A 12,847-nucleotide genomic window follows, 5' to 3' on the forward strand; every position below is an offset into this window, starting at 1 on the left:
TGATGCGATTGTAACTCTTTCGGACTTTCTTTTTCTCTAAGCCAGATTAAACTCTAACCATAACGGAAGGGGGAATAAAATGATTGGCAAGGAGTTTTCTTCAGAAATCAAGGAGTTTTTTGATGAAAAGACAGGAAACATTGTTAAACAGTTAACATCTGATGGCTCTAATAACTTCCATTTTTATTTTACTGATAACTCTTTTTGTAAGGGTGATCAAGAAATCTATTTTTTATCGGATCGTTCATCTGAATGGCCTGAAGTCTATAATCTTTTTAAAATGAACTTAAGTAATGGGAAAATGCAGCAGTTAACGGATGAATTAAAGGGCATCACCCCCAGCTTTCATACGAAAACTCCTGATGGTGACATAGTCGTATATGTAACAGGAAATTCACTTAAAAAGATAGAGATTTCAACACTCAAAACCACAGTGCTTTATGAAGAAAAACTAGGTATTCAATTAGGACACCCTCATATTTCTGCGGATAAAAGGTATGTTGGTATGGCTCGGAATGAAGTTGTTCCGATAGAAAGAGGGGCTAATTATAAGGGCTTTAAAGAAACAATGTATGGAATAAAAAAAGGTTGGATTACATTGATCAGCATGGATGGGAAAGAGGTTTTTGATGTTTTTGAAGATACCCATTGGCTTGGGCATTTTCAGTTTTCTCCAATAAATAGTAGCTTGGCAATATTTTGTCATGAGGGACCGTGGAATCTTGTTCATCAACGGATTTGGCTATTAGATCTTCGTTCACGTTCACCTAAGCCCCTTTATAGGCAAGGGGAAGATGATTGTATCGGCCATGAATTCTGGACCAGTGATGGGAAAATCTTTTTTGATAATCGCCGTAAAGGTCATGATGGTACGATTACGATTCATAAAACACAGGCAACCATTCAGAATGCACCTTTATCGGGTCAGATTCCATTTGTGGGATTAGCCGATGATAAAGGAAACTTAATTAAACAAATAGATTTGCCTTTTTACTGCAATCACTATCATAGCAATTATAACAATACCCTGTTAATTGGTGATGAAGTCGATGATTTAGTTTTAATAGATTTATCAGGAGAGAAGGCGACCATTAAAACGTTATTTTCTCACAATACGAGTTGGAACACTCAAAAAACTCACTGCCATCCTACCTTCAGCTGGAACAATGAATTGATTTTATTTACTTCTGACCGCGAAGGAGCATGTAATCTTTACTTAATTGAATTACCTAAGTAAATAAGGAGTGATACTATGTTTAAATATGGAAAAAGCATTGAGGCTATTTCTGTAGATGAAGGGGTACAACGGAAGCTTTTAGGCTACGGAGGAAGCCTGATGATGACAGAGGTAGCCTTTAAAAAAGATGCTGTTGGAAGCAACCATTCTCATCCTCATGAACAGGTGAGTTATATCATTCAGGGAAGTTTTGAGTTTAATCTGAATGGAAATGTCCAAATTGTTGAAAAGGGAGACAGTGTCTACATCCCAGCAAACACACTTCACGGTGTAAAAGCTCTTGAGGACGATTGCATTATTTTAGACGTTTTTACACCACAGCGCGAAGACTTTTTAGAAGAAAAGTAAACGAAACCAGAGGGGATAGGTGTAATCTATGAAAAAGGCAATTAGTACAATGTTAGCAGCATCTTTATTCAGTTTTGGTCTTTCTTCCGTGTCGGCTGCTTCAAACGATTTAGGAAAAGAAGTTTTGCAATCAAAGGATGGCTGGGCCTCTTATGGAAATGGGACAACAGGTGGAAGTCAAGCTGATGAACATCATATTTATACTGTAACAAATAGAGAAGAATTGATTCGAGCACTAGGCGGTGACAATAAGACGAACGGTCAGAATCTTACACCGAAGATCATCTATGTAAAAGGAACAATCGAGCTTAATGTAGATGAACATAATAATTTAGTTGGACCAGAATACTATGCTAATGGGACAGGGTATGATTTTAATGATTACCTTGAGGCTTATCATCCTGAAACATGGGGTTATGAAGAGGAAGTAGAAGGTAATCTTGAGGATGCACGTGCTGGGGCTCAACAAAAACAAAAGGAACAAATTGTTATTAATGTTGGTTCAAATACATCGATCATCGGAATTGGCAATGATGCCAAGATAATTGGGGGAAGTCTTATCTTAAGTAGAGTGGAAAACATCATTATACGCAACATAGAGTTTGAAGCACCGCGTGACTTCTTTCCACAATGGGATCCAACAGATGGAACATATGGTGAGTGGAATTCTGAGTATGATAATGTATCGATCACCAATGGAACTGAAAACGTATGGATCGATCATAATACATTTACTGACGGAGAACATACAGACGCTTCTTTTGGAAAATATTTTGGCCGTACCTACCAACAGCATGATGGATTGTTAGATGTAACGAACGGTTCAAACTATGTGACTATATCGTATAACAAGTTTGAAGATCACGATAAAGTGATGTTAATTGGGTCGAGTGACAGCCGAACGACAGACAAGGAAAAGTTAAAAGTAACAATCCACCATAATTATTTCAAAAATCTAACTCAGCGTTTACCCCGAGTACGATATGGGGAGGTACACGTTTATAACAACTATTATGAGTTTACAAATAACTCTGACTACAAATTCGATTATGCACTAGGCGTAGGAGTTGAATCGAAAATTTATGCAGAAAACAATTTCTTCAACTTTGATTATGATGTAGATCCTGCTAGTATTATTCACTATTGGAAAGGAACATCTATCTATGAAGAAGGTACATTCATAAATGGAACTAGCAAGACAAATAGGGTAGACCTAGTTAAAGCCCATAATCAAGGAAATGAAGTGCAATTAAATGAAAATGTAGGCTGGAAACCATCCTTATACACGAAGTTTCATCCAACCCAGGCTGTTCCTGCCCTTGTAAAGGCAAAAGCGGGTGTAGGGAAAGTAGATTAATATCCTAAATTAGAAGACCCGTACAGCTATGCTGACGGGTTTTTTGAGTGCTTGGAAGAATATTTAATTAATGGTAGTTCTATCTCTGTTGTGTTGGATATACATAAGGATATAGATGTTTGTTATAATAAAGTCAAGCCAAATATTGGAGGTATTTGAATTGGATAGTAAAATTCAGGAAAAAATAAGAAATTTTCTAGTAGAAAAGATTTCTCCAAATTTAATTTACATATTTGGTTCGACAGTAAAAGGAACAGCGAGTAAGAAAAGTGATATTGATATAGCATATCTTTCTAACCAAAAGATGGATGAATACGAGACCTTTATGTTAGCTCAAGAACTAGCTAGTAAAATAAATATTGATGTAGATTTAATTGATTTAAGGAAAGCTTCAACTGTATTTCAAAGTCAAGTTGTTAGTACAGGTAAGGTTATCTACTGTTTAAATGATGAAGTTAGAATGAATTTTGAAATGATGACCTTAAAAATGTATGCAAAATTAAATGAAGAACGGCAAAGTATTATTGATAAAGTAGAGGAAAGTGGGTCTGTTTTCCATGAAGAATGACGTTGTTTTGAATAAGATAAGTATAATTGAACGATGTGTAAAGAGAGTTTGTCAAGAATATGAAAATAACCCAGAAAATCTAAAAAATTTTACAAAACAAGACTCTATTATACTCAACCTGCAACGTGCATGTGAAGCAAGTATTGATTTGGCAATGCATATAGTTGCTGAAAAGAAACTTGGTTTACCACAAAGCAGTCGAGAAGCTTTTACATTACTGGAAAAGGCAAATATCATTACTCCCTCCCTTGAACAAAGAATGAAAGCAATGGTAGGATTTAGAAATATTGCTGTCCATGATTACCAAGAGATAAACTTAGTTATCTTACAAAAAATTGTAGAAGAACATCTACTAGATTTCACGGACTATACTAAAACCTTATTACGATAAATAGTACTGTTATTATTTTGAGAAAACGGATGCAAATGAAACGTCATAAACCTCCTTTTTACAAAAGTAGGTGAGACGTTTTTATTTTTTTATCTATGAACCTATAGTAATTGGAATGGATTTATGCACAGTGCGAATGTTGGTGCATACTATTATGATCTCTTTACAAAAAACTTATCATTTTTTTAAAGGCTACTCTAAATCTATTTTTCAATATATGTAGTTTGAATATAACTAAGAAAGGGTAAGAGTTATCATATCAATTTTTCATTTGATTTCCCTCCTGATAAGGAAGCTTTTGCAAATATGTCTCTCCAAATTAAGCTTTTCTACCACGATTAGAAATTTTATTGCAATTTGTATTAATATGCAGTCAATATGAGCGGTAAGGATAGAAAAATTCTATAGAGAGCTGGAGTTCAACAAGAAAATTGTAATAAACATACTGATTTATGTTTATTTATAAACATCTTAATCTAGAAAAATTTGCGATATATCTTAAGCTAGGACATAATTAATAGTTGAAAATATCATATGAGGTGAAAATTTGTGAACAAAGTTAGTTCAGTTTTTTGGTACGCACTCGCGATTTGTGTTGTACTAGTTGTTTGGGGAGCGGTGTCTCCAGAGCATTTACAGACTTTGACGTCAAATCTAACGTCGTATATATCAGAAGCCTTTGGGTGGTACTATTTATTACTCATCATGTTGTTACTAGCTTTCTGTATATATTTAATGTTTTCCAGGTTTGGAAAAATCAAATTGGGTAAAGAAGATGAAAAACCGGAATTTAGTAAACTTTCATGGTTCGCGATGTTATTTAGTGCAGGAATGGGGATGGGATTGGTTTTTTGGACGACTGCTGAACCTATTTCTCATGCGTTTAAAAGTCCGCCGAGATTTGAACCTGGTTCTGATGAGGCGATCAAACAATCGCTGCAATATTCCTTTTTTCATTGGGGAGTTCACGCCTGGGCAGTATATGGCGTTGTTGCGTTAGTTTTAGCTTACTTTAAGTTTCGTAAAGGATATCCTGGATTAATAAGTGCAACACTTATACCTATATTCGGCGAAAGAAGAATGCGTGGTATGCTGGGGAAATTAATTGATACTCTTGCAATCTTCGCTACAGTCGTAGGTGTCGCTTCCACTCTTGGTTTCGGTTCAGCGCAAATTAACGGTGGATTAGCTTATCTATTTGATACGCCAAACAATTATGGGATGCAGTTATTAATTCTTGCCATTTCAACCGTACTGTTTATCTTCTCAGCATGGTCAGGAATTGGAAAAGGGATAAAATATTTGAGTAATATCAATATGGGTCTGGGGTTTGCTCTTCTGTTAATCCTGTTCATTGTAGGTCCAACACTATATATCCTGAATATGTTTACAACAACACTTGGTGGATATATTACCAATTTCTTTGATATGAGTTTCCGTCTTTCTCCACTAAATGAAGATGGTCGTTCGTGGATTGATGGCTGGACGATTTTTTATTGGGCATGGTGGGTTTCATGGGCACCTTTTGTAGGGATCTTTATCGCCCGTGTGTCTAAGGGAAGAACTGTTAAGGAATTTTTATTAGGTGTTCTTATTGTCCCGGCACTCGTTTGCTTTATCTTTTTTGCTGTATTCGGTGTATCCGCCTTGAATATCGAGCAAAATGGAATTGATGCTATTTCTAAGTATTCTCTTGAAACCACCACATTTGGGGTTCTCCAGCATTACCCACTTGGAGATTTTATGGCATTCTTAACAATAGTCGTTATTGCGATCTTTTTTATCACATCAGCTGATTCAGCAACATTTGTTCTAGGGGTGTTAAGTACAGGGGGATCAATTAATCCGGCAAATCCGGTTAAGGTCACTTGGGGACTTGCAATGTCTGCGATGGCAGCTATAATTGTTTACTTTGGCGGCACGCAGGGGCTGCAGAATATGCTAATTATTGCTGCTCTTCCGTTTTCTGTCGTGATGATCCTGATGTGTGCTTCCTTTTATAAGGCAGCCCATCAGGAAATTGAAAAAAGAGTAAAAATAAAGGAAAAGAAGAAAAGAGAACCAACGAGTAGTCAAATAATAAGTTAATGTTGTCTAATAATGTACCACCTTAAGAAGGCTACTTTGATCAGCTGTTAGCTAAAATAAACATAATTTCAAGTTACATTCTTAATTCTATAGGGTATAAAGTAGAAAGCTTCAATTCTCAGTTTAAAAGAATTGAAGCTTTTTTATTGTATGAGATAAGTAAACTTATAAAGAAAATTGACCTTTACTGTCTCTTGCACTTGAAGATAAATTCACCAATATGCCTGCTGAAAATAACATGAATACTAGTGAGGAACCACCATAACTGATAAAAGGTAGAGTTATCCCTGTAATAGGGATTAACCCTGAAACAGCACCTAAATTGAAAATTACTTGAATCATGATTTGAAAAGTAAGACCAATAGCTAATAATTTAGGAAAAGCGTTTGTATGTTTCCTTGCAGTAGATACCCCACGAAGCATGATAAATAAATATAAAATCGTTACGAATAATAATCCAAATATGCCTAGTTCCTCCAAGATAACAGCCATAATAAAGTCTGTATGAGCTTCAGGAAGATATCCTAGCTTTTGGATACTATTACCTAAACCTCTTCCCAACACCCCTCCGGATTCAATTGCATAAAAGGACTGTATTAATTGGTATCCATCACCTAGTGGGTCATCAAAAGGGTTTAGGAAGGACATTAGTCTTCGTAAACGATATGGTGCTGTTATAGCAAAAAAACTCACACCTACTAGTGCTGAACTGCCTAAAATAAACAAGTGTATTTTCCTCACACCAGAACATAAAAGAATAATACCACAGGTGAGAAGAATGGAAGTAGCTGTTCCTAAATCCGGTTGCTTTAGTATTAATAGAAAAACAGATGCCAAAACAAAAAGCGGAGGTAAAACACCTCTATTAAAGTCATGCAGGTAAGTTTGTTTTTTAGCATAAATGTAGGCGAAGTAGATAGCCATTAGTAGTTTGACAGCTTCAGAGGGCTGTATAACGAATATCCCAAGCTGAATCCATCTCTGAGAGTTATTTCGCTCCACTCCAATACCTGGAAATAACACTAACAATAACAACATAATTGAGAGCATGACGAATAAAGGGCTAAGTTTTCCATACAATCGATAGGGTAAGATTGAATTAATAATAAAAACAATAGAACCTATCAAAAACCACCGAAGTTGTTTTGAAAAGAAATAGGTAGGATCTTGATATTTAATTATTCCTATTGGGTAACTCGCACTATAAACCATGATGAGCCCGAACATACATAACATAAGAAAAGCAAAAAATAATGGAAAATCTACTTTTCTAAAATATTTTAAGACCATTTAACCACCTACTTGTATCGGTTTTAATATGAATTCATGCTTAACTAAACATATAATTTCTTGTTCGAATATTGACACTTAAAACTAATCCAATCGCAATCATATTGGTTAGCAGTGCACTTCCTCCATAACTCACAAACGGCAGGGCTAATCCGGTAATCGGCATCATACCAATAGTCATTGCTATATTTTGAAATGTTTGAAAGCTTAATAGCCCAACAGTTCCTATACATATATAAAATCCATAAACACTATTTGAATGGATAGCAATCTTGATAATTCGATACATTAATAAGAAGTACAAGCTAATAAAAATACTAGCTCCAATAAATCCAAATTCTTCCCCGATAACAGAAAAAATGAAGTCTGTATGTGCTTCAGGTATTCTTCCACTTTGTACTTGTATTCCTTGGTTATACCCTGTTCCGGTAAGCTGACCTGACCCTATACCTTGAATTGCTTGTATCAATTGATAACCAAAACTAGATGCATATTCATAGGGACTTAACCAGCCATATATCCGATCTAATTGGTGAGGTTTTATAATTTTGATAAATACACTAAAAAAATGATTGTGTAGGTAAACTAACAAAAAAATGAATCCCATAATATTAGCAGATAAAAAAAGGATCATGAGATAGGAAATTCGTGAAACAATTAGTAAAGTATAGAATACGGCTCCGATGACTAGAGCAGACCCTAAATCAGGCTGAACTAGAATTAAATAGAAGGGGATAATAGTAATGAGAATTAACTTTAAGGTGATCGGTATACTAGCCTTAAATGAAAGTCTTTCGTTATCGGATTTATTTAAGATCGCTGCAGAGAATATGATTAAGAACACCTTCATAAATTCAGAGGGCTGTAACTCAAAAAGCCCTAAATTGATCCAACGTTGTGAACCATTTTTGTATGTACCGAAAAAATGGACGATAATTAACAAAAAGATACAAAATACATATAAAGGTTTAGCCATTCGTTCAAGAAGTTCAAAATCAAATGAAGCCACACTTACCATGACAATTATTCCAATGACATACCATATTGCCTGTCTCTTCACAAAGTAAAAGGGATCATGTGTTTGATACTGACCCGAGCCACTATACACTGCCAACAAACTAAAAATAAATAATCCAAATAAGATAAATAATAAGTAGTAATCAATCTGGTTTTCTTGTTGTTTCAAAACTATTCAGCCCTTTTTTCATTAAACTATTACAATATTTTTTCTTGAAAGTAGATCGCCAAACAATAAGTAACGCTAGACTAGTAATTAATGTAGATTCATAAAGTTGATCACAAAATGCAAGTAAGTGATGATCATAGGAAATAATAGACTATAAGCACGTTTCACTATAAAAGAGTGTTGACAAAATGTCAACGAAATAGATTTACTTTTGTCAACAAACCTTTTTGAATTAATTGAGTAAAGGTTAACATGAGCATCTTAACGATCATTATTTAGAGTGCACTATAAAAAAACCTGGATTATATGTTGACAATTTGTCAAATAATATATATATTGCTTATAGATTTGTTGACAAACATTGTCCATTGCTTCTACATAACCCTGATTGAAAGGATAGAAAAAATGTCAGATAAAAATATAGAAAACGAACTTGGACTATTATTGAAGAAATTATTAAAAGAAAGATCGATTTCGATGAGAAAACTTAGTGAACTTACAGAAATTGACACAGCAACAATTTCGAGGATTGTTAATGGTAAACGGAAGGCAAAGCCTGAACATTTACAAAAGTTTTCTGAATGTTTTGGAGTACCTATCTCTGATTTTTTTATTGCTGCAGGGTTCCAAAATGAAGAAAAAAAGGAACTAGATCAGCCAGATATCTTTATGTCTGTTGAGAATATTCAAAGCTTACTTGAGTCCTCTAATGTTATGGAGAACAAGTTTAGTATTGGTGAGGTTGAACAGCAATTAGCTAATTTTGAAAAATATGTGCAGACAGAAGAGGGGAAAGAAAATATTTTGGAGAGCTTTACTGATAAGCTGAAAAAAACTGGGAGCATTGGTCCCTTCATAAATCAACTAAAGGATTTGTATGAAAAATTCCGGTTTAAAAAGGGAACACCTAAGGAATTAGTCATGATTGGGAGTGCATTAATCTACTTTATTGTATCAGTGGATGTTATTCCGGATTATATTTTTCCGCTTGGATATATTGATGATGCAATGGCTATTCAGATCATCACAAACGTCCTAAAGATAAAGTCGTAAGTATCGGTCCAAGAGATATAAAACGGATTGTTACTAGTAATGAATAATCGGTACTTTAAGTAATAACTTTTGATATTTTTTTACGTGTATTGGTGTAAAAACGCAGAAGTAGGTGTGAAAGATGGAGAGGACTAGTCGAAGAAAGACGCGTAAGAGAGGGAAAAGGATATTTCTAATTATTTTTATTATATTGTTTGGTTGTGTAAGTGCTTATGCAACGTATCAATATAAACAAGGGCTTTCACTTGCTAGTGATGGGAAATTTCTCGAAGATGCTGAGCAAGTTTTTCATGGTGAAGATGTAAAGTTAGGAAAAATCAATGTACTCTTATTGGGGAGTGATTCCCGTGGTGAAGTAAATGCTAGAACTGATACAATCATGATTGCCCAATATGATCAAAAGGCACACGAATCAAAGTTAATTTCTATTATGAGAGACATTTATGTAACGATACCAGGACATGGTAAGCAAAAAATAAATGCTGCTTATGCATTTGGAGGACCAGAACTTCTTAGACAAACAATAAAAGAAAACTTTCAGATCGATATAAACTACTATGCTGTGGTTGATTTTGAGGGATTTTCTAAGATCGCAGATGTTCTAGCGCCAGGTGGGATTGAGGTAGATGTCCCTTATGAAATGTCTCATGGTATTGGGATAACAATAGAGCCAGGGACACAAATTCTACATGGTAAAGAACTGCTAGGATATGTAAGGTTTAGGCATGACCGATTAAGTGATTTTGGTCGAGTTCAAAGGCAGCAAGAAATAATTGGAAAACTAAAAGAGGAATCTTTAAGCATTGGGACGATAATAAAGCTTCCGAAGCTTTTGGGTGTAATTGATCCTTATGTGGATACGAATATGGATTCGATAACCTTGTTAATGTTAGGAAAAGACTTAATTAAAAATCAATCAAATGACTTAACAACATTACGAATTCCTGTGGACGGCTCCTATACAAATGAGCGATATAATAATGTAGGTGCAGTTTTAAATATTGACCTTGAGGAAAATAAGTCTGCTATTGATCAATTTTTATCATCATAAGCAAATAGCTCGCGGTGTAGGCTATAAAGGAATTAGAAGATTCTGCAACTACATAAAAGGAGAGGAGCCAGAACTCCCTCGTTTTTTTACATATAGAACATGTTTGACTCTTAATTGTGTGTCAAACATGATATGGATTTTATTCGTTTGATTTTTTATACACCCTTCTCGCTAATTCCTCAAGAATATAAATAACTGGAATTTGAGTTGTAATATTTGAAGTATCATAAAATTCCTCAGTTACGTAGTAGGATACATTTTTATCTGATAGTTTGGCAATTGTCGATTGTTCGTTGTTGGTAATGCTTAGAATTTCACTATTTTTTTCTTTCAACTTGTGAATGTGAGGGATCGTATACTCGTTTTCTCCAGACACGGACAAAGCAATGGTAATACTGTTTGTTAAGTTAGCATGAATGGGCATGTACCAATCTTTTAAGTATGTAGAAAACTTTCCTAAGCTCGAGAAATATCTAGCGCCGTATTCGGCAAGTGTTCCTGAACTGCCTATCCCAATGAAATATACATGGTTTGCTTGAAAAATAAAATCGGCGGCATCGTCTAGCTTAGATGTGAAATTATCATTTTGAGTACGCTCAAAAAACTCAGCTAACACATACTGGCCGCTTTTGATGGTTGTTTCTTTCTTTTCATCAATTAATAGCTTTAGTTTTACTTTAAACTCTGAAAAGCCTTCGCAATTTAACTTCCTGCAAAAACGCATGATGGTTGAAGTGGACACGTGTGTCTCATCAGCGAGGTCACGGATACGCATATAAATGACTTTTTCTTTATTATGCATAACGTATTTGTAAACCAACATCTCTAGCTCATTGAATGTTGCAATTACCTCATTTGTAAACAAATATTTCTCTCCCTCCATGTGAATTTTCATTAGCTATTATACTTCAAAAGAGAAACACAGTGTTATTTTTATGAAACAAATGTCTTTAGTTGAAAACAAATCTAACGCTTTCAAAACTATATTGAACTTGTTTGCCATGACACTTCGTTCCTTCTGATAAAGTAGGACAAAAGCTTGGATGAAGTACTTGAAGCGCATAAGAGTACTTACCAAAGTTTTTTCAGTTGTATAAGAAAAGGCCTATGCGCAAGCATAGGCCTCTTAAATATCCCTATAGTTGATTGTCATTTATCCTAAAACATGCGATGTGCCTTTGCATTTCCTCTTGCTCTAATGGTATTTTGTGTAACTTGTGTTTCACCATTCACTTGAGAATTTAAATGCTTACGACTTGTCCATCTATGGTGAAATAACTGAGATTGTTGATCTAATTGATCTTTGTAGCTCATTATTTTATCACCTCGTATTAGGATAATGATATTCAAGGGAATATCACTAGTTATGTTTCGCCAAACGAGAAGAAATTATGTATGAGTTATTATTTAAAACGAGCCTCTGGATAGGACAAGAAATAAAGCTAATAATATAAATGGGTTGAAAATTCCGTTTTTCTAAAGTGGTTACAGGATTTCTTTTATATAAAAAACATCAATTCTTGGAGGAATTGATGCCTGTTCTTTCTTATTGTGGGCTTTTGGATTTTTCTATACTGTTTTTATAAAGTAATCAAAGAAAGTAATTAGTTCTACTCCTTGTGCTTCTCAATAGGAATAAAGTTCAAAATTTCCTTTGTTTCAAAGCTGTCAATGAGTCTATTTTGCCATTCGTAATATTCCATTCTCTCCTCGAGCTTTTTGACATCTTTTTGTGCATGCTCTCGGGTGTCTTCAGAAGTATCTGGATCAGCAATGAGTTCTTGTAGGTTAGCTATTGATTTTTCCATCGCACTGCTATTCGTCGTAATGGCCGTTCTCCATTTAATTGAAAAAAAGTCAAAAAAGCACTGATACCAATCTTCTTTGATTGTGTACAAATCCTTTCTTTCTCCTTTTACCCAGACCTTTTCCACCATATTTAAATCGAGTAAGCTTCTAACTGAATTACTCATACTTGTTTTACTCATTCCGAGTTCTTCCTTCATATCATCAAGTGTAAGCGGTTTATCTGAAAAGAATAGGAGACCGTATAACCGCCCGGCAGAAGGGGTGATACCGTAAAGGTTCATATTTTGAGCAATTGCATCTATAACCACATTTCGGGTTTTGTTTAATGATTCACTATCTTTCAAAAGATTCACATCCTAAAATGTTTTTATTCATATTTTAATTCTACACTACCCATTAATAAATAAAATGTAAAGGGTTCCTTTACAGAACAATAGGGAGTATTTTGGAGTAATTATAAGCAATCTGT

General features: G+C 34.7%; 13 protein-coding genes. 8 read left to right on the forward strand and 5 right to left on the reverse strand.

All coding sequences use genetic code 11. The features are described 5' to 3' along the window. The first annotated feature begins 79 nt into the window (after window positions 1-79). The 6 genes from D9842_RS25370 (at window position 80) to D9842_RS25395 (ending at window position 5,989) form a co-directional block, all read left to right on the forward strand. Window positions 80-1,237 (forward strand): oligogalacturonate lyase family protein, encoded by a 1,158-nt coding sequence (locus D9842_RS25370; RefSeq protein WP_121664853.1) that lies wholly within the window; start codon window positions 80-82, stop codon window positions 1,235-1,237. A 15-nt stretch (window positions 1,238-1,252) separates the two neighbouring features. Next, a complete protein-coding gene (locus tag D9842_RS25375) occupies window positions 1,253-1,585 on the forward strand; it encodes a cupin domain-containing protein (protein WP_121664854.1) in 333 nt (110 codons plus the stop codon). A 28-nt stretch (window positions 1,586-1,613) separates the two neighbouring features. Further along, a complete protein-coding gene (locus D9842_RS25380; RefSeq protein WP_121664855.1) occupies window positions 1,614-2,942 on the forward strand; it encodes a pectate lyase family protein in 1,329 nt (442 codons plus the stop codon). A gap of 160 nt (window positions 2,943-3,102) precedes the next feature. Beyond that, on the forward strand, window positions 3,103-3,510 hold the full coding sequence (gene mntA, locus D9842_RS25385; protein ID WP_218975597.1) for a type VII toxin-antitoxin system MntA family adenylyltransferase antitoxin: 408 nt from the start codon (window positions 3,103-3,105) through the stop codon (window positions 3,508-3,510). Continuing rightward, window positions 3,500-3,901 carry a type VII toxin-antitoxin system HepT family RNase toxin gene (gene hepT, locus D9842_RS25390; RefSeq protein ID WP_121664857.1) on the forward strand — a complete coding sequence of 134 codons (402 nt, stop codon included), beginning with the start codon at window positions 3,500-3,502 and terminating at the stop codon, window positions 3,899-3,901. The genes mntA and hepT overlap by 11 nt, the downstream gene beginning before the upstream one ends. A gap of 549 nt (window positions 3,902-4,450) precedes the next feature. Continuing rightward, the gene (locus D9842_RS25395; RefSeq protein WP_121664858.1) at window positions 4,451-5,989 is read left to right on the forward strand and encodes a glycine betaine uptake BCCT transporter; all 1,539 of its coding nucleotides are present in this window, start codon (window positions 4,451-4,453) and stop codon (window positions 5,987-5,989) included. A 165-nt stretch (window positions 5,990-6,154) separates the two neighbouring features. Here D9842_RS25395 and ftsW read toward each other — a convergent pair whose 3' ends face one another. Both ftsW and rodA read right to left on the reverse strand, forming a co-directional pair. Then, the gene (ftsW, locus tag D9842_RS25400; protein WP_121664859.1) at window positions 6,155-7,279 is read right to left on the reverse strand and encodes a putative lipid II flippase FtsW; all 1,125 of its coding nucleotides are present in this window, start codon (window positions 7,277-7,279) and stop codon (window positions 6,155-6,157) included. 40 nt (window positions 7,280-7,319) lie between these two features. Then, on the reverse strand, window positions 7,320-8,465 hold the full coding sequence (gene rodA / locus D9842_RS25405; protein ID WP_121664860.1) for a rod shape-determining protein RodA: 1,146 nt from the start codon (window positions 8,463-8,465) through the stop codon (window positions 7,320-7,322). A gap of 405 nt (window positions 8,466-8,870) precedes the next feature. Between rodA and D9842_RS25410 the strand changes: the two genes are divergently transcribed. Together D9842_RS25410 and D9842_RS25415 are read left to right on the forward strand one after the other, a co-directional pair. After that, entirely contained in the window at window positions 8,871-9,518 is a 648-nt protein-coding gene (locus D9842_RS25410; protein WP_121664861.1) for a helix-turn-helix domain-containing protein, read from the forward strand. Between the two features lie 121 nt (window positions 9,519-9,639). Beyond that, complete coding sequence (locus D9842_RS25415; RefSeq protein WP_121664862.1) at window positions 9,640-10,569, forward strand: LCP family protein; 930 nt, start codon at window positions 9,640-9,642, stop codon at window positions 10,567-10,569. A 139-nt stretch (window positions 10,570-10,708) separates the two neighbouring features. On the opposite strand, the gene D9842_RS25420 is transcribed toward D9842_RS25415, so the two are convergent. The 3 genes from D9842_RS25420 to D9842_RS25430 form a co-directional block, all read right to left on the reverse strand. After that, complete coding sequence (locus tag D9842_RS25420; protein WP_121664863.1) at window positions 10,709-11,434, reverse strand: MurR/RpiR family transcriptional regulator; 726 nt, start codon at window positions 11,432-11,434, stop codon at window positions 10,709-10,711. Between the two features lie 293 nt (window positions 11,435-11,727). Continuing rightward, window positions 11,728-11,883, reverse strand: a complete 156-nt coding sequence (locus D9842_RS25425) for a YpzG family protein (protein ID WP_098799364.1) — start codon at window positions 11,881-11,883, stop codon at window positions 11,728-11,730. Between the two features lie 296 nt (window positions 11,884-12,179). Next, complete coding sequence (locus D9842_RS25430; protein ID WP_285843010.1) at window positions 12,180-12,722, reverse strand: GbsR/MarR family transcriptional regulator; 543 nt, start codon at window positions 12,720-12,722, stop codon at window positions 12,180-12,182. Window positions 12,723-12,847: the final 125 nt, after the last annotated feature.

It is taken from the genome of Metabacillus litoralis (assembly GCF_003667825.1).
Classification (GTDB): domain Bacteria; phylum Bacillota; class Bacilli; order Bacillales; family Bacillaceae; genus Metabacillus; species Metabacillus litoralis_B.

What these genes read in the sequence shown, in the direction of transcription:
- D9842_RS25425 (WP_098799364.1), bottom strand. Translation starts at nt 11,883, where the DNA reads ATGAGCTACAAAGATCAATTAGATCAACAATCTCAGTTATTTCACCAT.
- D9842_RS25375 (WP_121664854.1), top strand. Translation starts at nt 1,253, where the DNA reads ATGTTTAAATATGGAAAAAGCATTGAGGCTATTTCTGTAGATGAAGGG.
- D9842_RS25415 (WP_121664862.1), top strand. Translation starts at nt 9,640, where the DNA reads ATGGAGAGGACTAGTCGAAGAAAGACGCGTAAGAGAGGGAAAAGGATA.
- hepT (WP_121664857.1), top strand. Translation starts at nt 3,500, where the DNA reads ATGAAGAATGACGTTGTTTTGAATAAGATAAGTATAATTGAACGATGT.
- D9842_RS25380 (WP_121664855.1), top strand. Translation starts at nt 1,614, where the DNA reads ATGAAAAAGGCAATTAGTACAATGTTAGCAGCATCTTTATTCAGTTTT.
- ftsW (WP_121664859.1), bottom strand. Translation starts at nt 7,279, where the DNA reads ATGGTCTTAAAATATTTTAGAAAAGTAGATTTTCCATTATTTTTTGCT.
- D9842_RS25370 (WP_121664853.1), top strand. Translation starts at nt 80, where the DNA reads ATGATTGGCAAGGAGTTTTCTTCAGAAATCAAGGAGTTTTTTGATGAA.
- D9842_RS25410 (WP_121664861.1), top strand. Translation starts at nt 8,871, where the DNA reads ATGTCAGATAAAAATATAGAAAACGAACTTGGACTATTATTGAAGAAA.